Genomic DNA, 23,186 nt, shown 5'->3' on the forward strand with positions numbered 1-23,186 from the left:
TTTTTTATCTGTTAAGTTTTAACGTCCAAGCAGACCGCGAGCGACAATTTCTTTCATGATTTCATTGGTACCGCCATAGATCCTTTGAATGCGGGCATCAACAAAGAAACGCGAAATCGGATATTCAGTCATATAGCCATAACCACCAAAGAGCTGAAGCAGATTGTCAGCAACTTTCATCTGCATATCTGTTGAGAAGCTCTTTAGCGCTGCTGCAGTTTCAACATCTAGCTTGCCTTGCATATACAACTCAACATTCTGGTTATAGAAAGCTGCTGTTGCCAGCTCGTCAATCTTGGCCTGTGCCAGTACAAAACGGGTATTCTGGAACTGACCAATCGCCTGACCAAAGGCCTGACGCTCTTTGACATATTGAGTCGTTACATCAATCGAGCCACGAATGGCGCCCAGTGCAGTAGCAGCAATAGCGGTACGTTCACGTGGGAGTTCCTGCATTAGGTATACAAAGCCCTGACCTGGCTGACCCAGCAACTGATCTTTCGGTACTTTGACATTATCGAAGAACAGCTCTGAAGTATCCTGTGAATGCAGACCAATCTTGTCCAGATTCTTACCTTTTTTAAAGCCTTCCAGATGCGTATCCACCAGCATCAAAGACACACCTTTGGCGCGTGCTTGCGGATCGGTTTTCACGGCTAATACGACTAAGTCAGCATGCTGACCATTGGAGATAAAAGTTTTAGAACCATTCAATAAATAATGGTCATCCTGCAAGATGGCATTGGTTCGCATGGCTTGCAGATCAGAACCAGCACCCGGCTCAGTCATGCCAATCGCACCGACCACTTCACCAGACACCATTTTCGGTAACCAGTATTTTTTCTGTTCTTCAGTACCAATATGCAGGATATACGGCGCTGCGATATCCGAATGGCAAGACAGACCAGTTGAAATTGCGCTATAGCCTGCTCTTGCAGACTCTTCGATTAACATCAGGGAATAGTGGGTCGGAACACCGTAGCCACCATATTCTTCCGGAACATCGACACATAAGAAGCCATTTTCACCCATCGCATTCCAGACCGAACGCGGCATCATGCCTTCACGCTCCCACTCTTCATAGTAAGGCGCTACATGTTCATTCATAAAGCGTTTGAAATTGTCGCGGAAAAGTTCCAGGTCAGCATCGTAAGCCAGCATTCTTTTATCCTTATCGTGTTTATCGTTTTATTTCCTGTGCACAGGCTAACTATTTTTAGAAAGACTGTCATGTGCCTGACTTATTTTTTCGCTAACTTCACAGTCAGATAAAAATAAAAAAGAAGCCGAAGCTTCCTTTTTATGACCTACAAGACGAACTCGAATTTAATGAGCGTTGTTGCCTTCCTGCGCCATTTTTTCATCAATTTCAGCCGGATTTGCTAATGCATAGTTCAGCTTGTCCATGTCTAACTGACCGACCCATTTTGCTACAACCAGAGTTGCCAAAGAGTTACCGACCAGATTGGTCAAGGCCCGAGCTTCAGACATGAAGCGGTCAATACCGAGAATCAAGGCCAGACCTGCAACCGGAATATTACCTACAGCCGCTAAGGTTGCTGCCATCACGATAAAGCCTGAACCTGTTACACCCGCTGCACCTTTAGAAGAAATGAGCAATACGAGAAGCAAGGTAATCTGGTGAGACAAATCAAGTTGCGTATTGGTCGCCTGTGCAATGAAGATTGCCGCCATTGTCAGGTAAATCGAAGTACCATCCAAGTTGAATGAATAACCTGTTGGAATGACCAGACCTACCACTGACTTTTCAGCACCTGCAAGCTCAAGTTTTTTCAGCATACGTGGCAATACAGATTCAGACGATGAAGTACCCAGTACAATCAACAGCTCTTCACGAATCAGGCGAATCATCTTGACAATGCTAAAGCCGGTAAAACGAGCAATTGAACCCAGCACAATAAAGATGAACAGCAAACAGGTGATATAGAAGCAGATGATCAACTGGGCCAATTGCGCCAGAGAACCGATCCCATATTTACCGATCGTGAAAGCCATCGCACCAAATGCACCAATAGGCGCAAGTTTCATGATCATGTTCACGATGTTAAAGAACACATGTGAAATCTGATCTACCAGTTTGAGGACTGGCTTACCTTGTGCACCCAGTTTGTGTAATGCAAAACCGAACAGGATCGCAAATAAAAGGACTTGCAGGATTTCGCCTTCAGCAAATGCTCCAACCACCGTATTTGGAATGATATTCATAAAGAAATCAACGGTAGACTGAGAAGCACCCGACTCTACATATTTAGAAATCCCGGCCGTGTCCAGCGATGCCGGATCAACATTCATCCCAACGCCTGGCTTGGCAATATTAATTACCAGAAGACCAATGATCAGCGCCATCGTTGACACGATTTCGAAGTAAAGTAGAGCGACACCACCAGTTTTACCAACTGATTTCATACTCTCCATGCCTGCGATCCCGCTAACCACGGTACAGAAAATCACAGGTGCGATGATCATTTTAATTAAACGGATAAATGCATCACCCAGCGGCTTCAGTTGTTCGCCCAGACCTGGAACATATTGTTCTGCACCATTAATGATTTGTGTACCACTTGGCGAGAAATGTCCGACGAGGATACCCGCAATAATGGCTACAATCACTTGAAAATAAAGCGACTTATAAATTGGTTTTTTAGCCATAACCTTACTTCACGATATACTTCTAACCAGAAGTAATATTCAGTTTTCACTTATTTTTAAAAAACAAGCGTCCAATACTTCATTGTCTGAAACAAAAAAGTGCCTATGTATCAAAAAATTAATCTGATACTGAAATTAGAATGTGTATGTACATTTAACAATCACAGGAACACTGATCTTTAAGAAAAGTCAGTGCATTGATCAGGAGATAAAGCAAACACAAGAATTGCGTGAAATTTTAACCGCTTTTTAGACTTTTGTTTAACCCGAAATGTTAAATTTGCCTAAATACTAAACAATACCTCTTAGACTATAGTCTTATAAAACTATAATAATTCTGCAAAATAAGAAGGTGAAATACCAATATCAGCGTAAAATATGCCAATACTTGATGAACATGATTGATCTATGCCCATGACCACAAAGCGAAATATTTATAAAGATGCCGAACATCCTTTTGCCCAGTTTATTCGTATTATTGGCAAGGGAAAAAATGGTGCACGTTCTTTAAGCTATGAAGAAGCCTATCAGGCTTTTAGCATGATCCTGAAAAATGAGGTGCTGGACGTACAACTGGGCGCTTTTCTGATGCTATTACGTGTCAAGGAAGAATCTGTTGATGAACTCGCAGGCTTTGTGCAGGCGACCCGGGACCAGCTGAATTTTAAGGCACTGGATGTTGATCTGGACTGGTCCTCTTATGCAGGCAAACGCAAACATTATCCTTGGTTCATTCTGGCTGCGCTTACCCTTGCCAAACATGGCTATAATATCGTGATGCATGGTGCTTCAGGTCATACCTTGAATCGGGTCTATACCGAACAGGTACTTAACTACTTAGGCTATCCAATCTGCCAGAATGATGCTGACGTGGAACAGCAGCTTAAAGACAAACATTTTGCTTACCTGCCTCTGGAGGTGATCTCTCCAATTCTGGCTGAGCTGATCGGGCTACGTAATGTTATGGGCCTACGCTCCCCGATTCATACGCTGGCACGTCTGATTAATCCATTTAATGCCAAAGCGACTTTACAGGCTATTTTCCACCCTGCTTATCGTAGTTCACATCAGCAGTCCGCTTATAAGTTAGGTTATCAAAATAGTGCGGTCATTAAAGGTGAAGGTGGCGAATTTGAACGTAACCCGGATGCCAAAACCTTAATTTGTGGTATTAAAAATGGCGAACTTTATGAGCACGAATTACCAAAACTGACTGACAACCGTAGTCCGATTGAAGAAGAGCTGGATCTGGCTATATTTAAACAAGTATGGGAAGGTCAACGCTCACATGAATATGGTGAGATCGCAGTTGTCGAAACTATGGGCATTGCACTGTATACCATGGGCGAATGTGACAGCTATGAAGTAGCGATGCAAAAAGCCAGAGAGCTTTGGGATACCCGTCTTTCGGTTTGATCAGACCTGAAAACAGACATTAAAAAAGACCACATCTGTGGTCTTTTTTGGTTCCGATTAAACGAAACGGATTGGCTTGAATTCCGGCTCATTTTTGTGATGATCATCATCACACTGTTCACCTTCTTCTTTAGTGCCACGATCTATATAACCACTACGTTCGGTTTCTGGCAGGTTTTTCATTTCCCAGGCATAGACAGCCTGCATACAGGTCTGACGCTGCTCCTGAGTCAGCGCTACACCATTCGGCCACTTGCCAATTTCAATGGCTGTTCTTAGGCGCTCTACAATCTCAGGATTGAGTACAGCAAGCATTTGTTCAATATTCATATTTAATCCTGCTTAAGATAGTCGAAGTCCTGATTCCAGCCCAGTTTAGTTCGACATGCATTATAGAAGTCATAACCTGGCGGATGCAGAAGATTCAGTTTAAAGGGATGCTTACGAATATGGACGCTATCGCCAACATTCAAAGACACACTGTGTTGTCCATCCGCACTCACCATCGGCAGTACGCGATTTTCACGAATCATCAGTTTAATTTCACTATGCCCTCCGACCACAATCGGACGTGAAGACAAGGTATGCGGATGCATCGGCACCAGCACAATTGCATCCATACTTGGATGCACAATCGGTCCACCACCGGACAGTGCATACGCTGTTGAACCGGTCGGTGTAGATACAATTAGGCCATCACTATGCTGGCGATAGACATATTGTCCATCAATATTCAGCTCGAAATCAATCATGTGTACCGATTTACCTGAGTGCAAGACCACATCATTCAAAGCAATCGCGTCATAGATGATTTCACCTTTAGAGCGAACTTCCATTTCCAATAAGAAACGGCGTTCTGCCTGAAAATCACCTTTTAATACCTGATCCAGTTTGAAGATGACTTCAGTTGGCTTGATATCGGTCAGGAAGCCCAAACGACCACGGTTCACCCCGATCACTGGCGTATTGTATTTTACCAATGCCCGCGCTGCATGTAACAGTGAACCATCCCCACCTACCACAATCACCAGATCAACCACTTCGCCCAACAAGGCGCGGCTAACTGTTTGGGTATTCTGATAAGGAACCAGTTCAGCTGTATCTGCATCAAAAACAGGATGTAGACCTAAATTGAGCAGATGATCGTGGATCAGGCATAAGGTTTCAACCACTGAAGATTTATCCGGGCGTCCAATCAACCCGATATTTCGAAATGTCTTGTGGGAAATTTGCACCAGTGTCGTCGCTCCGCTTCGAATCTTGCTTATCATAACATTAAGCTTGAATAGGATGACAATTTATAACATGACAAAGCTGTGCAGGATTGAATTGAAATAGATTGAAATTAAGGAGAAAATGTGAAGTTTAATTTTAATTTTAATCTCAATAATTGATTAAATATTGCAAAATAATGAAAAGCTTCGCATGATTAGCACAATTTCACAGGGTCTTATCGTCATTTATGAAATCTGAACGAGGTATGGGGTTCATTGCCTTAATCTTCTCCATTCTGGTCATTTCTGCATTTGTAGCATTTAGTATCTATTTGATTAAATTAGATAATATTGTGCGTGAAAAATTTGAAGGCCAACGCTGGGATATTCCGGCCAAGGTTTTCGCACGCCCGATGGAAGTGTATGTAAATGCCCCGGTCAGCCAGCAGGATTTCCAACAAGAATTAAAATTACTGGGTTATAAAGGTTCAGACAGCTATACCAAATCGGGCAGCTTTGTCAGCACTGGCAATACCATGTATGTGCATACCCGTGGCTTTGATTTTGGCGATCGCGTTGAACCTGAACAAGTATTGAAAGTCAGCTTTAATCGCGATCAGATTGCTGAAGTAAGTGCGACCAAGCCCTCTTCTAGCGGGATTGCCCGTCTGGAACCATTATTGATTGGCGGTATTTACCCGCAACATAATGAAGACCGTGTGCTAATTAAGCTCAATAAAGTGCCTAAACCGTTAATTGATGCTTTAATTGCTACTGAAGACCGCAATTTCTATAATCACCATGGCGTATCTCCACGCGGGATTGCACGTGCAGTGGTGAGCAATATTACTGGTGGTAAGCGTCAAGGTGGTTCAACCCTCACCCAGCAGCTGGTCAAGAATTTCTACTTAACACCAGAACGTACCTTAAAGCGTAAGGTAAATGAAGCCTTTATGGCGATGCTGATTGAATTGCATTATGGCAAAGATGAGATTCTGGAAGCCTATTTAAATGAAGTGAATCTGGGCCAAAATGGCAACTATTCTGTAAATGGTTATGGTCTTGCTTCACAATTTTATTTTGGCCTCCCGTTACGTGAACTGAATATTTCTCAACAAGCCTTTTTAGTCGGTCTGGTACAAGGTCCAAGTCTGTACAACCCATGGCGTAATCCTGAACTTGCGAAAAAACGTCGTGATGTGGTTCTGAATAATATGCTGGTAATGGGTAATCTGACCCAAGATCAGTATGAAACAGAAACTGCCCGTCCACTGAACGTCATTTCCAAGCCAACTTTGGGCCCTGCCCGCTTCCCGGATTTTCTGGACATTGTTCGCCGTCAATTGCGTACCGAATATCAGGAAACTGATTTAACCAACCAGGGTCTGCGTATTTTCACCACCTTAGATCCATTGGCACAAACCCGAATTCAAGACAGCTTTAAGGAAAGTGTAGCCCGTTTAAGCAAAGCCAATCCAGGCCGTCTAAAAGATTTGCAAGGCGCTGTTCTGGTCGCACACCCTGAGAATGGCGAACTGGTTGCAGCAGTAGGCTCTACTCAGGACTTTACCGGTTTTAACCGTGCTTTAGATGCCAAACGTCAGGTTGGATCTTTACTCAAACCGGTGATTTATCTGACAGCGCTAGAATCAAATCGTTACCACTGGGCCAGTCCAATTGAAGACAGTCAGATCACCATTCAAAGTGATGGCAAACCATGGACTCCGAAAAACTATAGCGGTAGTGTACATGGTGTAGTACCGATGTCTCTTGCCCTATCACAATCCTATAACCTGTCTGCGGTGCGTTTGGCACAGGAATTTGGCCTGTCGACCTTTATTAACCATTTGCAAAAATTTGGTGTGACTTCTGACATACCAAATTATCCATCTATTTATTTAGGTGCGGTAGATATGTCACCGATGGAAGTGATGAATATTTACGGCAACTTCGCAACAGGTGGCTTTAAATATCCGGTGAAATCGATTCGTTCTGTAGTCGATGCGAATGGCCACTCGCTTGAACGTTACAGCTTAAGTGTTCAGCCGACGATTGATCCAGCATCAGCCTATGCTCTGAATTATGGTTTACAACAGGTCATGTCGAGTGGTACTGGTCGTTCTGCTTATAACAGTTTGCCACGTAATCTGAATCTGGCGGGTAAATCGGGTACGACAAACGATACCCGTGATTCATGGTTTGCAGGTTATTCTGGCAACTATATGACAGTGGTCTGGTTAGGTCTGGATGACAACAAAGTCACTGGATTAACCGGTTCTTCAGGTGCACTTCCGGTCTGGACCAATGTCATGAAACAGCTACGTCAGAAGCCGGTGAATCTGGCTCAGCCTAATGAAATTGAATGGCACTGGCTGGACCGTTATACAGGTAAACTGACTGCCCAAGGCTGTGATGGTGCCATGTATATTCCGATTTCACGCCATGCTCTACCAAATCAGGCGACTGCTTGTGGCATCTCACATTACGCCACCGAGCCTTATACGATTGATTCAGAACCTTCACTAGAAGATGAGGAAGAAGATGATCTCAGTCGTTATATACAAGAAAGTGAAACAGAAATAGAACGCGAAGTTGCTAAACAAACCCGTATTATCGCGAGTGGAAGTTATAGCCAATAATTGAGCCTATGTTTATGTTAAGAAAATTGATTCCTGGTCTGCTCATCCTCGGTCTGGTGGGCTGCCAAAGCATGTCGGAACCAGAACAGCCTGCGGCTCCGTCCAAACCTCCGGTTCAGCAAAAACCGAAGTCCTCTACACCTGATGGTGTAGTGATTACGCCCTATGATCGACCAGAGATTAAACGTCAAAAAATTTTGATCCCTGAGCAAAAGCCCCAGTCACAAAAATTTGATGACGGACGTAACTTACCTGCATTTAAAAAATTGATGAAGCAAACTCAGCAGGCTTATAGCAAGCAGCAATATAATCAAGCTGAAACTTCTGCAGTCCAGGCCCAGCGTTTGGCACCTCAAGCCTCAGAAACTTATCTGTATCTTGGTCTGATCGCAAACCGTAAAAACCAGCCGGCCCGTGCAGATGCTTTTGCCCTACGTGGTTTGAGTTATGCGCAAACCAATGCAATGAAAAAGCAGCTCTGGCAGGTACGCCTGAAAGCAGCTCAACTGCAAAAAAACACCAAAGCCATTCAGCAAGCTCAGCAGGCCTTAAAGAAATTTTAAGGCCCTGACGTGAGCCTAGTTATTTATAATAAGTTTTTGACTTAAACATAACGGATCCCTGCAATCCCATAAGCATGCTGGTTTTGAGCATAGTCTAGATCTTCAGCCTTCATACCACCTAAGGCAAATACAGGAATCTGTACCTGTTTAGCCATCTGTTTAAATTTTTCCCAGCCCAAAGCTGCGGTATCAGGATGTGTTTCTGTTGCCAGTACCGGGCTGAGTAAAGCTGCTTCACAGCCTATGTTTTCTGTATGTTTTAATGCTTCCAGATCGTGACAGGCTGCAAGATAACGATAACCACCAGCCAGCTCCCCTTTTTGTAGTTGCATCAATTGAGACTGTTTCAGGTGAATGGTACGAATGGTTTGCTGCTGCAATTCATTCAGTTGTGACCAAAGTCCCTGATTGATGATCAATCTGGATAACTGATCGACTGGAATCTGTTGTAACTGGCTGATGTATCCAGGGCTGGCCATTACTCGCCAATATAGCATCTGGTCTTTTTCCAGATTATTCAGGTGACTTAAGTCGTCAGAAATTTTGATCTTCCGCGGCCATTGTAGCTTTTGAATCATGGCCTGATTCGCTTTAGGAAAGTTCAGCTCACTGAGTTCATCCCGGCTATACCAGCGCCAAGGCTGCTTGATCTCAGCTAATTGTTCTGGCTGAACCGAAGCATGGAAAATATGCAGATTGACGATGACATCTTCATATTCATGTGAAATAAAGTCAAAAGCCTGCCATTGCTCAATATCAATTCCGACTTCTTCAATCACTTCACGTCGACATGCCTCTACAGGCAATTCGCCCTGTTCTACTTTTCCGCCTGGAAACTCATACTTATTGCCCTGATGCTGTTTAGCTTCCCGCCAGCCGACCAGAACCTGATTTTGATGAAATAAAATAGCGATTGCGACATGAATTGTGGCTTTGGACATAATGTTCTGAACCATTGAAGTTTTACAGATTGTAAGCAAATTAGTGTTTTTTATAAATGAGGCAATAATTCGTTGACAGATCTATTCGATAATGATTATCATTTAAATCAATCCAAAACACACCACGGAGTCGACGGAATGAACGCACCATTTAGCCTATTTACCCGTAATAATGATACTCAGCATGCGCTACCGATGTTGCATTCGAACAATTTATTTGCGCTAGGACGAGAAATTCGGATCATGCATGCGGGTGAAGAATACCGTCTACGTTTGACTCGTAACAATCGTCTCATCCTGACTAAGTAATTTAAATACTCCAAAAATAATAAACGTGGGAACAGGCAGTATGAATCAGCGCATACTGCTTTTTTAATTGCTAGATCCAATGACTATATTATTTAGATTGAAAAATTAATGAAACTTTAAGTCCACCCAAAACTGACGGCGCATAATCAATCTTGGCCGTATGTAGCTGCATAATCTTTTGACAAATCGACAGTCCCAAACCTGAACCTTGTGTTCGCGTACCCAAGGCCCGGTAAAAACGCTCACCTAAACGTTGCAATACGTCGGCCTGAATCCCCTCTCCAGAGTTTTCAATCATGAGTTGTACATTCTGACTTTCAACTATCGTCCTGATTTCGACCTGTCCCTGCACAGGCGTATAACGAATGGCATTATCAACCAGATTGCGGATACAGCTAAAAATCAGCTCTGCATTTGCTTCAATCACTGCATCTTCAAGTTTTAAGTTCCAGTGAATCTCTTTTTCCTGAGCAAGAGGTTGTAAAGCTTGTAAGACCTCCTGAACCAATACTTTAAGATTCACCTGCTGTTTGGGCAAATGCTCTGCATGTTCTGGATCAAGCCGAGCCAATAGCAGTAAGTTTTCCAGAATCTGCGTTCCGCGGTTGACGTCATTCTGAATCATCTGTAACGCTTGCCTAAGTTGAGCATCTTCCTGATATTCACGTTTCAGCACCTGTAAACGCATTTGAATGGCAGACAATGGGGAACGCAACTCATGTGAAGCGTCGGCAGTGAAACGTTGCTCGGCAGCCAATGATTTTTCCAGCCTGCTCAACATGGCATTCAGCTGACGGACAATCGGTTGCAGTTCAGTAATCTCAGGATCAGGACTTTGAACCGGACTGAGATCTTGAGCAGATTTGGAACCAATTTCTCGGGAAATTTTATTTAAAGGTCTTAATTGCCGCTTAATGGCAAAACGTAAAATCAGCCACTGTAATATCCATAGGATAAATAAAATCCCGGCGAAACCTAAAGTCGTTTGCCAAAGCTCATCAAAGCGTACTGAAAGCGGTTGTACCACTTTCACTTTCAAGTCTTGATCTTCAGCAATCAGGATGCGAATAAAATGGCCATTTTCATAATCAAAGTGAAATCCGTTTTTCTGTGCAACTGGTATCTCATTAATCAGTTCATCATCAATTGAAGTGGTCAGTACCTGCTGATTCAGTAGTAAGGCATATTGAATATCAAACTGCTCACTGATTTCATCGACCTGCGTATTTTTGGCTTGGTTCACATCTCCTAGAAGTAACTCTGAAATTTCTTCCATCAGGTCATCATGCAGATCAATCGCCTGATAGCTGGAAATTCCCAATAACAGCAGCCACGCCAGAAATCCTGCCAGTATGGAACTGAACATGGCATGTTGAATCAGCCGACTTTGCAGGGAAATAGGTGCCTTCATATGGAGGCCTCGGGTTTATGCATCCGGTAGCCCAAGCCACGAATGGTTTTAATCATCTGGCTACCGATTTTTTTACGTAGCTGATAAATAAAGACTTCAATCGCATTGCTTTCGATTTCATCTCCCCAGGCATAGAGTGATTCTTCCAGCTGTTCTCGGGTAATGATATGTTCTGGTTTTTGCATCAGCTTATATAAAATCTGGAATTCTTTTGCAGTCAGATTAATGCTCTGCCCCGCCTTCATTACAGTCTTGGCCTGATTGTCCAGACTAAGATCCTGCCATTGCAGGATATGATTTGGCATTTGCTGTTTTTGTCTGAGCTGGGCACGAACGCGAGCGGAAAGTTCTTCCAGACTGAAAGGTTTTACCAGATAATCATTGGCCCCTAGATCGAGTCCTGCGACCCGATCATGAATACTGTCCTTGGCGGTAATAAATATAACGGGCGTATCTTTCTGTTTATTGCGCAAGCTTTTAAGAATGTCGTCTCCGGTTGCATTCGGCAGGCCACGGTCCAGCAAAATACAGTCATACTGATGCTGTTCAATCGCCAGAATGGCATGATCCCCACGATCAACCCGATCAATCACATAACCGTCCATTTCCAGCCAGGTTTGAATACTTTCCGCCTGAGATTCATCATCCTCTGCCAAAAGAATACGCATGTTATGCTCCGCTTGTTTTACCTTTCTATCTTGCCTTGAAAAAGTTTCAGACTCAAAAAAACCACATGCTTTTTGGTAACTTGCATGTGGTTTTTTGTTGCTATCTTCAGATTCAGTTCAGGAAATCATGCTGAAATTAAAACTGAACTTGGTCGACATCAATTTCAACACGTTTCGCAGGTTTATAGTCAATGTCCACTTCACCAATGATTACCACAGGTGTTTTAGCTGATACTGGTTTACCCTGCCAAAGTTCATCATCAATTTCGACAGTAATGGTGCCGGTATTGTCACGGAACTGGTATTTTTCATCACCGACAGCTTTTACCACATAACCTTTTAGCTGTACCTTGCTGTCATCTTTCATGGTCAACGCTTGCTTAACTGTAGTCGTTTTAGCAAATGCAGCCTGATTCACCGCAGTTTCACTACTCGCAACTGCGGCAGTCCCAATTGAACCCATTAATGCAGCTGCTAAAACAGTATTCATCATCATTTTCATTGCAGTTACCTCTTTTTAAAGTCTTGCCCTGTTTCGATAATGCTATTAAAACAGCCGAAGATGAATTGAATCTTAAGATCGCTTCATCTTCAGAATTAATTTAATGGCACAACTCTCAAAACTTCTTCAAGCGTGGTGACCCCTTCCAGAATCTTGCGAGCACCGGCAATCCGTAAAGGTTCTACCCCTTCTTTTTTTGCCTGCTGACGTAACTGATTCAGATTAGCATCCGCTCCGATCAACTGCTTGGTAGTCAGGCTAAGCGGCATAAACTCATAAATCCCGATTCGGCCTTTATAACCGGTATGGCGACACTCTTCACAACCGACTGCTTTAAAAACAAATTCCGGACGTGGTAAAGGATAGTCCACCGCCAGATGCTGCCATTCCTGCTCATCCAGGAAACTCTCCTGCTTGCAGTGCGGACATAGCTTACGTACCAGACGTTGGGCCAAAACGCCCAAGATGGTGGCTGCTGTTAAAAATGGTTGTACGCCCAGATCGTGCAAACGGGTCAGACTCGACGGTGCATCATTGGTATGTAAGGTAGAAAGTACTAGGTGACCGGTTAATGCTGCCTGAATCGCCATATTGGCCGTATCTTGGTCACGAATCTCACCGACCATGATTATGTCCGGATCCTGACGCATCAGTGCACGCACACCATCTGCAAAGCCTAGTTCAATTCCGTTATTGACCTGCATCTGGTTAAAGCTTGGTTCCAGCATCTCGATCGGATCTTCAATCGTGCAGACATTCACCTGCTCAGTCGCAAGCTGTTTCAGTGTCGAATACAAGGTCGTAGTCTTACCTGAACCGGTCGGGCCTGTGACCAGAATAATACCGTGACTGTGACTGGTCAGATTATTCCAGTCATTGAGTAAATGTCCTTCGAAACCGAGCTGCTGAAAACTTCTGACTAGAACCTCCGGATCAAAAATACGCATTACCAGCTTTTCACCAAATGCGGTGGGTAAGGTCGATAAACGCAGTTCTGTTTCCTGTCCTTTTGGAGTTCGGGTTTTTAAACGGCCATCCTGTGGTTTACGTTTTTCTGCCACATTCATCCGACCCAGAATCTTGATTCGGGAAATGACTGCAGTCAGGGTATTGGCTGGCATGTTATAGATGGTATGCAATACCCCATCAATCCGGAAACGGATTTTGCCGGTGTCTTTGCGCGGTTCCATATGGATATCACTGGCACCCTGCTCAAAGGCAAACTGTAACACCCAGTCTACCAGTTTCACGATATGCTGGTCATTGGCATCCGGATTCTGGGAATCACCCAGTTGCAGCAAGGCTTCTACACCTTTATTTTCCCGCTCATAAGCAGATGATTTTTGCGAGCCACTGACTGCACGACTCACCTGATAATACTCAACAATATAACGCTGGAGCTGTTCCGGATTGAGCAATACCCGTTCAATTTTTTTCGGTGCAATATTCTGTTCGAGATTAGATACCCATTCAGTTTTATAAGGCTGATCTGTGGCGATCAGAACTTTATCTGGTTGAATTTCTACTGCCAGAATACGGTTACGCAGTGCATATTCCTGTGACATAACATTGGTCAAGGCCTGCACATCAGCTTTGAGCGGATCGATGATATAGAACATTAAACCGGTTTTTTCTGCCAGCCACTGGCATAAGCGGTTGAGTGTCAAAGTACTTTGAGGATGGGACTGATCAACCAGACTAAAGTTCGCGATCCATTGTAAAGGATGCCATTTTATTTGTTCACGTTGACGATGTGTGGTCTGAACTCGCATCCGGTCACGTTCAGTTATTTTTCCGTCTTTTAAAAGCTGATCCAAACACCAGCCTGTATCAATTTCAAAATCAAATTTCATGATTGATGGTCCCCAAAACTGTCTCCACTATAACAAGTTTTTCCTGTTTTTCGCATTCCATTGCGACTTCAAAACTAGAAAGCGGATTTATCTTTCATGAATATTAAGCACATCATATGGGTTTTAGTTCATAACCTTTTTCTGCTTGTCGATGTGTCAATTTTTCGCCTATATTTCAATCAGGATATCTTATTTAATCGCTGAGGCCAGGTATGGATTTAAGCGTGGTTCCCTTAAGTGAAAGTAGCTCCTTTCATGAGTTGCTTACCATCCTGACTGCTGCCTTAGGATGTGGTTTACTAATCGGGCTGGAACGTGAACGGCACAAACAGCGTGAGGAACAGGCCAGTTTTGCCGGGCTACGCTCTTTTGCCATCTGTGCTTTATTAGGCGCATTGTGCTTTCTATTTGGAATGGCAATGGGTCTGGCCGGTGCACTCATTATTGGCGGCATTGTCATTTTTTCTATTAGAAACCAGATAGAAGATCCGGGAATTACAACTGAATTGGCCTTTATCATGACCTATTTTATTGGGGCGATTTGTCTGTGGAATATTCCTCTGGCTGCAGGACTAGCAGTTCTGATCACGATAATTTTAATGGCCAAACACTCTATGCATAATATTGCCGGACAGTGGATTACTGAGGCTGAATTTAGGGATGGATTACTATTATTAGCCTTAATTCTGATTGGTTTACCACTAACCCCTGACCGACCTTTATGGGGTGAAGTGCTGAACCCTTATCTGATTTTAAAATTAGTGATTCTCATACTGGTAGTTCAAGCTTTGGCACATATCGCTAAACGTTTCTTCTCGACTAAAAATGCCCTGATGCTGTCCTCCATTGCTTCCGGTTTTGTTTCCAGTACCGCCACTATTGCTCAATTAGGTATACAGGTCCGTAAAGGTGAAATGGATGCAAAATCCAATGCCGGTGCCGCGCTGATGTCATGTATCTCGACTATTGTGTTGCTATTGATTGTGGTCGGGGGCGTATCCTGGAGCTGGCTTAAAATCCTGCTCTTGCCCTCTTTAGTTGCCGTAATCCTTCTGGCAGCTTGTGCATTTTTATTATTGCGCAAGGCAAAACCTGCGCCGAGCATGGAATCATCAGACAGCCAGATGTTTAGCTTAAAAGAAGCGGTGATTATTGCAGTGACATTAACATTGATTCAGGCTGGAGTTTACGGACTGGAGGTCTGGCTCGGGGATGCCGGCTTACTGGCCGGGACCTTACTTGCCTCTTTGTTCGAGATTCATGCCGCGATGGCCAGTGTTGTCGTTCAAGGCGATCCCTCCAATCTACGTTTGATTTATGCCTTGCTTTTAGGTCTGGGTGCTCATGCCTTGGCCAAGTCAGCCAATGCCGCTTTGACCGGAGGCTTGAAGTTTGTCCTTTATTTCGCGCCTGTGCAGATTTTGCATATGGTAGTTTTGATTGGCTTGTTGTGGTGGATAGTTTTTGATTATTAAGTATATATAAATATTTAATTTTTATTTAATTTTTATTTATTTTTCAATTTTAATTTTAATATTTTCTCGCTATAATTGATTTGCTTTACGTTTACACAACAATTGAATTAATATAATTTTTATAAGGTATTTATGAAATTTAAGGCTTTATCATTCGCAATTTTTAGTGCCTTCATGTTAACTGCATGTGGTGGGGGTTCATCTTCTGATTCAAATGGCGGTAATACTGGAACTGGAACTGGAACTGGAACTGGAAATACTACCCTTACAAAACCTGCCTTCCAACAATGGTCATCATTCTATATTGATGAATATTCCGATTCAGACCTAAATTATGAAATTGAACAGCTAACCTTTGATCAAGGAAATGTCTATATCAAAGTTGATGAGACAACAGGCTGGGATGAAAGTGAAACTTTCTATCTAACTGAAAATGGATTATATGATCACGGTTCTACACATGCGACCTATGGCAAATTGCAAGGGACTATTACGGCTAATGCAACCACTTGGAAGCAAGTTCCATATTCTCCAATTAATTCCACAGGATTAAGCAGTACACTTACATTCAAGGTCTTTGATATTAGTGGTAAAAATATTGCTCAAGTCCTCAGTCCAGACCATTATGTCAATTTAAAATATAATTTACTCGATACCTACCCTATGGGAGAAAAAGGGGAAGATTTTTATCGAGTACTTTCTAATTCAACCTTCCCTACCGGATCTACTTGTATTCAACTCCAAACTATTAATAACTCACAAAAATATATTGAGTTATATAAATATTCACTTGAAGATTATGTACAAGATTATTTAAAACTTGAATGGGCTGATATTTCAAAAGATAGTAAATATGCCAAACATACTTTTAAGGATGCTATAACATATCTAGATCTTAGAGAAGATCAGCAATGGGGACTAGCTGAATATAAGAACAAATATTATGAAGTTGATTATCATCCAGCTGGAGAGGAATACAATATCAAAAATATTTTAACCGCATCTAAAGCACTGGTTAATTCAGCATCTGCTCAGGACAAACCAGCTCTACAGGAATATGCAACTTTACAAGAAAATGCATGCACTTTATTTAATAATACTGCATCTGAAGAATTAAGAAAGCAAATTAAAAAATACTCGTAACAACTTGATATAAAGTACTTCGAGTGCTGTAGATTAATATTAAATAGGAACTCCAATTTAGTTGAGGTTCCTATTTTTAAATCAGTATTTCATTTTAAAAATTCAAAAAATTAACTGATCGACTACAATATCAGCTAAAGTAACTTTAAATTTCACATCCAAGTCCGCAAACTTCATTCCATAAACCCGGTTCTCATCATCCTGATATGCCGGCCTAGGATCGAGAGATAAAACGGCTTCAAGTTCTTCTAGCAATTGAGCAGATATTTTTCCTTTTTCTAATAATAATTTTTTTTGCTGTTCAGCGTCCTCACTCCAAATCACGGGCTTACGTGATGGTTCGTCCTGAGCATAACCGCTTTGCGCATCAATCACTGAATCCGAATATTGAATATAAGGTTTAATGTCTATAATCGGCGTTCCATCTAACAGGTCGCTTCCTGCGACATAAACCCGGACATTTTTACCGACTTTTTCGACACGATTTAATTTCACGACTGATAAACCAATGGGTGCAGGACGGTACATACTACGCGTAGCAAATACACCTATTTTCTTATTACCGCCTAAACGTGGTGGTCGAACCTGCGGACGAAACTGCTGGCTCTGCTGATTTTTATTGTCATGAAACTGCCAGACTAACCAGAGATGACTAAACTCTTCGATGCCCTCAAATGCGAGTAAATCATTATATGGACCGGTCATTTCAATATAGCTTTCAACCTGTACCAAATTAGGCTGACGCGGGATGCCAAACTTTTCTTTATAGGGAGAATGCATATAGCCAATAATCGGCAGAGTGAGTTCGGTCATAATCACTTTTTTTGATAAGCTCAATTAAATATATTCAGTTTATAGAGAATGAATTTAGATTAGAATAGCAACCTGTTCTAATTTGATAACTTATTGAGACCTTTAATGGCTGCTTTTAACGTCGAAAAGATTACTCACGTCCACCATTGGAATGACACTTTATTCTCTTTTAAAACGACTCGTGACACTGCATTACGTTTTAAAAACGGTCAGTTTGTGATGATCGGTCTTGAAGTCAATGGCAAGCCTTTAATGCGTGCATATTCAATTGCAAGTGCAAACTATGAAGAAGAGCTGGAATTTTTCTCAATCAAAGTTCCAGATGGTCCTCTTACCTCTATTCTACAAAAAGTTAAAGTTGGCGACGAAATCCTGGTTTCTAAAAAACCTACAGGTACGCTGGTTCTTGATGACCTGAATCCAGGTAAGAACTTGTATCTTCTTTCTTCAGGTACTGGTCTTGCACCTTTCCTTTCTGTAATCCGTGATCCAGAAACTTATGAACGTTTTGAAAAAATCATCGTCGTTCACGGTACACGTTTCATCTCAGAACTGGCTTATCAAGATTTGATTTTGAATGAAATTCCAAACCATGAATTCTTCGGTGAATTGGGTGCTAAAGAAAAATTAGTGTATTACCCAACTGTTACTCGTGAAGAGTTCCATACCCAAGGTCGTGTAACCACTGCGATTGAATCTGGTCAATTATTCGAGAAAATCGGACTACCACGTTTCAACCCTGAAACTGACCGTGCAATGCTCTGTGGTTCTCCTGCATTCCTTGACGACGTTGCTGCACTGCTAGATCAACACGGCCTGAAAGAATCTCCACGTATGGGTGTTTTGGGTGACTATGTAATTGAACGTGCATTCGTAGAAAAATAATCTGCAAAAAAACCTTTTGCAACCCAAAACGCATGCTTTAAGCATGCGTTTTTTATATCCAGTAAGTCTTAATCTGAAAGAATTAACTCAACCTACTCTCTACTTAAAATTTCTTATAATTAGCGTATTTATAAAAATGTAATTACTTAAAAAAGTAAAATAAATGATAAATATCAATACTCACATTATATTTTTTAGTCAAAAATTCATTCTTAAATGTTAGAATATGTAACTGTAATTGATTTCTCATGAGGATTTATCCTCGCTAAAGACTTAGTTACATAAACTCTGTAAACTTTTAATTCGATCTATTTAGATCCCATTCTCCTGTTTCACCGTTTATGCAACCAAGCCGTTTTCTATAGGCAAGGTATGAGCACTGAACAACCCTCCTCTATCGAGCGTACATGGTCTAAAGTCTATCGCTATTTTGTAGTGGTATTAACTTTACTCGTTGCGCTGTACTTGATCATTCAAGGCGCTAAATTACTCATCCTCGGTGGTACAAGTTATTATCTCATCGCAGGGATTGCCTATGTTGCAATCGCCATTTTCTATGCGATGAAAAAAGCCCTTGGTTTCTGGCTTTCTATTGTTACTTTTATTGCAACCATCATCTGGGCGATTGCTGAAGTTCAAGGTTTGAGCTTCTGGCAATATATTCCACGTTTGGTGGTTCCAACTATTCTGTTTGTCCTCAGCATGTGGGCAAGCAAAAACCTGCCAGCACTCGATGCTGCAAAAATCAAAGCTGCCAATCTTGTTGGCTTTGTCGGTTTCTTTGCCTGTGTGGCAGCCCTGATTGCTGCATTCTTCCCACACGGCAAAATCCTCAATCCAGTGGACATCGTACAAGACCCTGCGCTGGCTAAACCAAATGCAGAAAACCCGGACAACTGGGAATATTTCGGTCGTAATGGTAATGGTACCCGTTTTGCACCGTACACTGACATTACCCCTGAAAATGTCAAAGATCTGAAAGTCGCTTGGACTTATCACACTGGTCGTGATACCTCTGCCGGTGTCGATGAAAATACACCGATCCAAATTGGCAGCACATTGTACTCATGTACACCAACTAATATCATTTCAGCGATTGATGGTGACAGTGGTAAAGCACTTTGGAAATATGATCCACATGCAAAAACTGCAGAGCATATTACCTGCCGTGGTGTCGGTTACTATGATGCAACTAAAGACAAATCTTTAACTGCGGCAGACCTACAAGCACCTGGTATTAAAGCTTGTCCACAACGTATTCTAACTTCTACTGTTGATGGCCGTTTAATTGCCTTAAATGCTAAAACTGGTGCTTTATGTCCAGAATTTGGTACTAACGGTCAGGTCGATGTTCTGCATGACATGGGTCCTACCGAACAAAGTAAACGTTACCATCCAACGTCTACTCCACTCATTGTGGGTCATGTTGCCGTATTAGGTGGCTGGGTACGTGATATTGTGCATGGCGAACCGTCTGGTGTGGTTCGTGCTTATGACGTTCGTACTGGTAAATTGGCCTGGGCTTGGGATGTCGGTAATCCTGAACTGGTTGGTGAACCTAAAGATGGCAAAGGCTTTACTTTAGAAACACCAAACATGTGGACCATCCCGACTTATGACAAAGACCTGAATCTGGTTTACTTACCTACAGGTAATGGTCCTCCTGACTACTGGGGTGGTGACCGTAACGGAGCCAAAGAAAAATTTGGTTCTGCCATTGTTGCCGTAAATGCCTTGACTGGTAAAACTGTTTGGTCTTATCAAACTGTTCACCATGATGTCTGGGATTATGACTTGCCGTCACAACCTGTACTTTATGACATGACTGATGATCATGGCAAAAAAGTTCCAGCGTTGATTCAAACTACCAAAATGGGTCAAATCTTCGTTCTTGACCGCCGTACTGGTAAACCAGTCACTAAAGTTGAAGAACGTCCAGTCGACACCAATGGTGCTGAAGGTGAAAAACTTTCTCCTACCCAACCATTCTCTGTTGGCATGCCACAAATTGGTAATGCGACATTGACTGAACAGGATATGTGGGGCATCTCAACCTTTGACCAATTGGCTTGTCGTATTGACTTTAAAGACTCTGTGTATAACGGTCTTTATACTGCACCTGGTGAAAAACCATATATCGAATGGCCTAGCCTGCTTGGTGGTTTCAACTGGGGTGGTATCTCCATTGATGAATCTACTGGCATGATGTACGTTAACGATATGCGTATGCCACTTCGTATGTCATTGGTTCGTAAAGAAGATATGGGTAAATATTATATGTCAACTGACGAAGTACCAGGATTCATGGGTACCGTACGTCCGCAATTGGCTGGTCCTTATGCGGGTGTGAAAATTGACATCATGCAATCTAAACTGGGTGTTCCTTGTAACAAACCTCCATTTGGTACCATGACTGCCATCGACTTGAAATCTAAAAAAGTTGTTTGGGAAGTGCCAATGGGGACAGCAAAAGAATTGGGGCCGTTAGGTGTTAAAACCCATATGCCAATTCCTTTAGGTATGCCAACACTCGGTGGTCCTACTTCAACAGCGTCTGGTCTAGTGTTCTTCGCAGGTACTCAGGATTATTACCTACGTGCGCTTGATTCAAAAACTGGTAAAGAAGTGTGGAAAGCAGAGCTTCCTGTTGCTGCTGTTGCTGCACCGCTGATTTATAAATCTCCAAAAACTGGCAAACAATATGTTGTGATTTCTGCAGGTGGTGCAAGCCACTCTAAAGATGTCGGCGACTATATCATTGCCTTTGCTTTACCTGATCAAAAATAATTTTTGATGGTAAAAAAGAAAAAACCGAAGCTTAGGCTTCGGTTTTTTATTGCAATCATTATTAAAAATTAACGATCGCGACCTTCCTGGTTTGCAGAACCTGAACAGCCTGCACCACCACCGATAATAAAACCGCTTTCTGCTTTGCATGAACCGATCATACGGCCATGTGAGTCAAATGTAGTCACTGTTGATGCACAACCAGTTAGTACAATAGTCGCTGCTAATGCAATAAGTGCTGATAATTTCATGATATTCCCCTCTAAGATTTATGGTGCTAAATGAATCTGATTTTGACTTGGTGGTACTGGCAATAAACCTGTTTTGGCATCCACCGTATTGTAGTTCACGCCAATTGCATTGCCTGATCCATTACAATGAGCACTAGCAATTGAAAGCAGACCACGTGTAGCTTTACATGATCCAATCACCTGACCCGATGCGTCATAAGTGACGACCATAGAACTACAGCCAGTCATCAGTACAAAAGTTGAAAGTGAAAATAGTTTTATGAAGCTCATTACTCCCCCTCAAAAACACTAAAAAATTTAAATTGTTAGGACTTACGCATTGACGGATTCAAAAAAGTATTAAAATACTTTATAAAGTATCTGTGATTAGACGAATTAAACATGCTTCTACAGCAACTTGTACATTACCCATTTATATGGGCTTTCTCATGACAGAACCGAACTCTATTAGCTGCACACAACTTGCCGAGACTTATAATATCTCGCATGATAGTGTAAATCGCTTTCTAGAGCGTGAAGACTACACACCTCACGACCTATATCAAGAATCAATTCAACATATTGATAATAATAAACTTATAGTCAGTATTGATGATACTGTTTTAGATAAACCATATAGTCAACATATGGACTTGGTTAGCTATTTTTGGTCAGGCAAACACCACCGATCCGTCAAGGGTATTAATCTCATTACCTTGTATGCGACAGATCAGAATGGTCAAAATATTCCAATTAATTTCCGAATTTATGACAAATCTGAAAGTAAAACCAAGAATGATTACTTTATGGATATGTTAAGTGAAGTACTCAGTTGGGGTGCAAAGATTCAATTTATTACAGGTGATAGTTGGTATTCATCGACTGGAAATCTAAAAACCATAAGAAAATATGGTATTCGATTTATGTTTGGTATCGACTGTAACCGTAAGGTTTCCCCAGAAAAAGGACAATGGTTTCAACTGCGTTTATTGCCAGATTTCCATCAGGGTCAAGTGGTCTGGCTCAAAGATTTTGGCTTTGTACAATTATTTAAGACTCAGTTAAAAGAACAGCAGAGGTTTTATATTGTGCATCAAGATGAAGATGATTTATTGTCCTTTGAGGGTTTTCATGAATTACATTCAAGTCATTGGAAAATAGAGCAATATCACCGGGTGATTAAACAGGTTTGTCATATTGAAAAGTTTCAAGTAAGACGATCTAAACTGATTTTGAATCATATTTTTTCAGCCTTGATGGCCTACGTTGAGATACAAAAGAACCAGTTTGAGCGGATCTTTGAAAATGTATATCGTTGGCAGAAGAAATTATTTAGACCAGTTATCAAAAACTTCATTGATGACTTTATTCTCGATAAAAATCATCTGCTACCACAGAGAATCTATAAATAATAGTGCGTAAGTCCTAATTGTTTAGTTATATGAATCTTTTCTAAATTTCGCGCATGATTCTTCCTAAATTTATCGCATTTGTAAAGCTTTATTTTTCATCTATTTTTTAGACTTATGGCTAATAAAAAAGCTGCCTGATCAGCAGCTTTTTCATAATTAATAGGACTTACGCACTATTATTTATAGATTCTCTGTGGTAGCAGATGATTTTTATCGAGAATAAAGTCATCAATGAAGTTTTTGATAACTGGTCTA

21 protein-coding genes are annotated in these 23,186 nt (G+C 41.8%); 9 read left to right on the forward strand and 12 right to left on the reverse strand.

Annotated features, from left to right (window positions below):
• Positions 1 to 18 precede the first annotated feature (18 nt).
• The gene (locus tag F897_RS12700; RefSeq protein ID WP_005236468.1) at positions 19 to 1,161 is read right to left on the reverse strand and encodes an acyl-CoA dehydrogenase family protein; all 1,143 of its coding nucleotides are present in this window, start codon (positions 1,159 to 1,161) and stop codon (positions 19 to 21) included.
• A gap of 165 nt (positions 1,162 to 1,326) precedes the next feature.
• On the reverse strand, positions 1,327 to 2,670 hold the full coding sequence (locus tag F897_RS12705; RefSeq protein ID WP_005236469.1) for a dicarboxylate/amino acid:cation symporter: 1,344 nt from the start codon (positions 2,668 to 2,670) through the stop codon (positions 1,327 to 1,329).
• Positions 2,671 to 3,084: 414 nt separating this feature from the next.
• Between F897_RS12705 and F897_RS12710 the strand changes: the two genes are divergently transcribed.
• On the forward strand, positions 3,085 to 4,086 hold the full coding sequence (locus F897_RS12710; protein WP_005236470.1) for a glycosyl transferase family protein: 1,002 nt from the start codon (positions 3,085 to 3,087) through the stop codon (positions 4,084 to 4,086).
• 57 nt (positions 4,087 to 4,143) lie between these two features.
• Here F897_RS12710 and F897_RS12715 read toward each other — a convergent pair whose 3' ends face one another.
• Together F897_RS12715 and F897_RS12720 are read right to left on the reverse strand one after the other, a co-directional pair.
• Positions 4,144 to 4,416: a YeaC family protein gene (locus F897_RS12715; RefSeq protein ID WP_004784238.1), complete on the reverse strand. Its 273-nt coding sequence runs from the start codon at positions 4,414 to 4,416 to the stop codon at positions 4,144 to 4,146.
• A 2-nt stretch (positions 4,417 to 4,418) separates the two neighbouring features.
• Complete coding sequence (locus F897_RS12720) at positions 4,419 to 5,357, reverse strand: NAD(+) kinase (protein ID WP_004784240.1); 939 nt, start codon at positions 5,355 to 5,357, stop codon at positions 4,419 to 4,421.
• Positions 5,358 to 5,548: 191 nt separating this feature from the next.
• On the opposite strand from F897_RS12720, the gene mrcB reads away from it, so the two are divergent.
• The gene (mrcB, locus tag F897_RS12725; protein ID WP_005236472.1) at positions 5,549 to 7,939 is read left to right on the forward strand and encodes a penicillin-binding protein 1B; all 2,391 of its coding nucleotides are present in this window, start codon (positions 5,549 to 5,551) and stop codon (positions 7,937 to 7,939) included.
• A gap of 14 nt (positions 7,940 to 7,953) precedes the next feature.
• On the forward strand, positions 7,954 to 8,502 hold the full coding sequence (locus tag F897_RS12730) for a hypothetical protein (protein ID WP_005236474.1): 549 nt from the start codon (positions 7,954 to 7,956) through the stop codon (positions 8,500 to 8,502).
• Positions 8,503 to 8,543: 41 nt separating this feature from the next.
• Here the strand turns inward: F897_RS12730 and F897_RS12735 are convergent, their stop codons facing one another.
• Positions 8,544 to 9,443 carry an NUDIX domain-containing protein gene (locus tag F897_RS12735; protein WP_034581045.1) on the reverse strand — a complete coding sequence of 300 codons (900 nt, stop codon included), beginning with the start codon at positions 9,441 to 9,443 and terminating at the stop codon, positions 8,544 to 8,546.
• 138 nt (positions 9,444 to 9,581) lie between these two features.
• On the opposite strand from F897_RS12735, the gene hemP reads away from it, so the two are divergent.
• The gene (hemP, locus tag F897_RS12740; RefSeq protein WP_004784247.1) at positions 9,582 to 9,752 is read left to right on the forward strand and encodes a hemin uptake protein HemP; all 171 of its coding nucleotides are present in this window, start codon (positions 9,582 to 9,584) and stop codon (positions 9,750 to 9,752) included.
• A gap of 88 nt (positions 9,753 to 9,840) precedes the next feature.
• On the opposite strand, the gene F897_RS12745 is transcribed toward hemP, so the two are convergent.
• The 4 genes from F897_RS12745 to tfpB all read right to left on the reverse strand — a co-directional run bounded on the left by F897_RS12745 (position 9,841) and on the right by tfpB (position 14,186).
• Complete coding sequence (locus F897_RS12745) at positions 9,841 to 11,163, reverse strand: sensor histidine kinase (protein WP_005236481.1); 1,323 nt, start codon at positions 11,161 to 11,163, stop codon at positions 9,841 to 9,843.
• On the reverse strand, positions 11,160 to 11,831 hold the full coding sequence (locus tag F897_RS12750; RefSeq protein WP_005236483.1) for a response regulator transcription factor: 672 nt from the start codon (positions 11,829 to 11,831) through the stop codon (positions 11,160 to 11,162). Before F897_RS12750 ends, F897_RS12745 begins: the two co-directional genes overlap by 4 nt.
• A 136-nt stretch (positions 11,832 to 11,967) precedes the next feature.
• Positions 11,968 to 12,333, reverse strand: a complete 366-nt coding sequence (locus F897_RS12755) for a NirD/YgiW/YdeI family stress tolerance protein (protein ID WP_005236486.1) — start codon at positions 12,331 to 12,333, stop codon at positions 11,968 to 11,970.
• Positions 12,334 to 12,428: 95 nt separating this feature from the next.
• The gene (tfpB, locus tag F897_RS12760) at positions 12,429 to 14,186 is read right to left on the reverse strand and encodes a type IV pilus assembly ATPase TfpB (protein WP_005236488.1); all 1,758 of its coding nucleotides are present in this window, start codon (positions 14,184 to 14,186) and stop codon (positions 12,429 to 12,431) included.
• Between the two features lie 212 nt (positions 14,187 to 14,398).
• Between tfpB and F897_RS12765 the strand changes: the two genes are divergently transcribed.
• Together F897_RS12765 and F897_RS12770 are read left to right on the forward strand one after the other, a co-directional pair.
• Positions 14,399 to 15,661, forward strand: a complete 1,263-nt coding sequence (locus F897_RS12765; protein WP_005236489.1) for an MgtC/SapB family protein — start codon at positions 14,399 to 14,401, stop codon at positions 15,659 to 15,661.
• A gap of 132 nt (positions 15,662 to 15,793) precedes the next feature.
• Positions 15,794 to 16,804 carry a hypothetical protein gene (locus F897_RS12770; RefSeq protein ID WP_005236492.1) on the forward strand — a complete coding sequence of 337 codons (1,011 nt, stop codon included), beginning with the start codon at positions 15,794 to 15,796 and terminating at the stop codon, positions 16,802 to 16,804.
• 102 nt (positions 16,805 to 16,906) lie between these two features.
• Here the strand turns inward: F897_RS12770 and tsaA are convergent, their stop codons facing one another.
• On the reverse strand, positions 16,907 to 17,617 hold the full coding sequence (gene tsaA / locus F897_RS12775) for a tRNA (N6-threonylcarbamoyladenosine(37)-N6)-methyltransferase TrmO (protein ID WP_005236494.1): 711 nt from the start codon (positions 17,615 to 17,617) through the stop codon (positions 16,907 to 16,909).
• A gap of 105 nt (positions 17,618 to 17,722) precedes the next feature.
• Between tsaA and F897_RS12780 the strand changes: the two genes are divergently transcribed.
• Positions 17,723 to 18,502, forward strand: a complete 780-nt coding sequence (locus tag F897_RS12780; protein ID WP_005236496.1) for a ferredoxin--NADP reductase — start codon at positions 17,723 to 17,725, stop codon at positions 18,500 to 18,502.
• A gap of 372 nt (positions 18,503 to 18,874) precedes the next feature.
• The gene (locus F897_RS12785) at positions 18,875 to 21,289 is read left to right on the forward strand and encodes a membrane-bound PQQ-dependent dehydrogenase, glucose/quinate/shikimate family (protein WP_005236500.1); all 2,415 of its coding nucleotides are present in this window, start codon (positions 18,875 to 18,877) and stop codon (positions 21,287 to 21,289) included.
• Between the two features lie 68 nt (positions 21,290 to 21,357).
• Here F897_RS12785 and F897_RS12790 read toward each other — a convergent pair whose 3' ends face one another.
• On the reverse strand, positions 21,358 to 21,540 hold the full coding sequence (locus F897_RS12790; RefSeq protein WP_005236502.1) for a hypothetical protein: 183 nt from the start codon (positions 21,538 to 21,540) through the stop codon (positions 21,358 to 21,360).
• 18 nt (positions 21,541 to 21,558) lie between these two features.
• Positions 21,559 to 21,810, reverse strand: coding sequence for a hypothetical protein (locus tag F897_RS12795; protein WP_004784277.1), 252 nt, complete (start codon positions 21,808 to 21,810; stop codon positions 21,559 to 21,561).
• 92 nt (positions 21,811 to 21,902) lie between these two features.
• Between F897_RS12795 and F897_RS12800 the strand changes: the two genes are divergently transcribed.
• A complete protein-coding gene (locus F897_RS12800) occupies positions 21,903 to 22,931 on the forward strand; it encodes an IS701 family transposase (protein ID WP_079255106.1) in 1,029 nt (342 codons plus the stop codon).
• Positions 22,932 to 23,186 lie beyond the last annotated feature (255 nt).

This window comes from Acinetobacter variabilis (assembly GCF_000369625.1).
In the GTDB taxonomy this organism is placed as follows: domain Bacteria; phylum Pseudomonadota; class Gammaproteobacteria; order Pseudomonadales; family Moraxellaceae; genus Acinetobacter; species Acinetobacter variabilis.

Bases quoted from the DNA above. Each gene is read 5' to 3' on its own strand.
- F897_RS12720 (WP_004784240.1), bottom strand. From the start codon at position 5,357: ATGATAAGCAAGATTCGAAGCGGAGCGACGACACTGGTGCAAATTTCC.
- tfpB (WP_005236488.1), bottom strand. From the start codon at position 14,186: ATGAAATTTGATTTTGAAATTGATACAGGCTGGTGTTTGGATCAGCTT.
- F897_RS12750 (WP_005236483.1), bottom strand. From the start codon at position 11,831: ATGCGTATTCTTTTGGCAGAGGATGATGAATCTCAGGCGGAAAGTATT.
- F897_RS12715 (WP_004784238.1), bottom strand. From the start codon at position 4,416: ATGAATATTGAACAAATGCTTGCTGTACTCAATCCTGAGATTGTAGAG.
- F897_RS12755 (WP_005236486.1), bottom strand. From the start codon at position 12,333: ATGAAAATGATGATGAATACTGTTTTAGCAGCTGCATTAATGGGTTCA.
- F897_RS12795 (WP_004784277.1), bottom strand. From the start codon at position 21,810: ATGAGCTTCATAAAACTATTTTCACTTTCAACTTTTGTACTGATGACT.
- F897_RS12765 (WP_005236489.1), top strand. From the start codon at position 14,399: ATGGATTTAAGCGTGGTTCCCTTAAGTGAAAGTAGCTCCTTTCATGAG.
- F897_RS12735 (WP_034581045.1), bottom strand. From the start codon at position 9,443: ATGTCCAAAGCCACAATTCATGTCGCAATCGCTATTTTATTTCATCAA.
- hemP (WP_004784247.1), top strand. From the start codon at position 9,582: ATGAACGCACCATTTAGCCTATTTACCCGTAATAATGATACTCAGCAT.
- F897_RS12705 (WP_005236469.1), bottom strand. From the start codon at position 2,670: ATGGCTAAAAAACCAATTTATAAGTCGCTTTATTTTCAAGTGATTGTA.
- mrcB (WP_005236472.1), top strand. From the start codon at position 5,549: ATGAAATCTGAACGAGGTATGGGGTTCATTGCCTTAATCTTCTCCATT.
- F897_RS12745 (WP_005236481.1), bottom strand. From the start codon at position 11,163: ATGAAGGCACCTATTTCCCTGCAAAGTCGGCTGATTCAACATGCCATG.
- F897_RS12710 (WP_005236470.1), top strand. From the start codon at position 3,085: ATGACCACAAAGCGAAATATTTATAAAGATGCCGAACATCCTTTTGCC.
- F897_RS12780 (WP_005236496.1), top strand. From the start codon at position 17,723: ATGGCTGCTTTTAACGTCGAAAAGATTACTCACGTCCACCATTGGAAT.
- F897_RS12790 (WP_005236502.1), bottom strand. From the start codon at position 21,540: ATGAAATTATCAGCACTTATTGCATTAGCAGCGACTATTGTACTAACT.
- F897_RS12730 (WP_005236474.1), top strand. From the start codon at position 7,954: ATGTTAAGAAAATTGATTCCTGGTCTGCTCATCCTCGGTCTGGTGGGC.
- F897_RS12770 (WP_005236492.1), top strand. From the start codon at position 15,794: ATGAAATTTAAGGCTTTATCATTCGCAATTTTTAGTGCCTTCATGTTA.
- F897_RS12700 (WP_005236468.1), bottom strand. From the start codon at position 1,161: ATGCTGGCTTACGATGCTGACCTGGAACTTTTCCGCGACAATTTCAAA.
- F897_RS12785 (WP_005236500.1), top strand. From the start codon at position 18,875: ATGAGCACTGAACAACCCTCCTCTATCGAGCGTACATGGTCTAAAGTC.
- tsaA (WP_005236494.1), bottom strand. From the start codon at position 17,617: ATGACCGAACTCACTCTGCCGATTATTGGCTATATGCATTCTCCCTAT.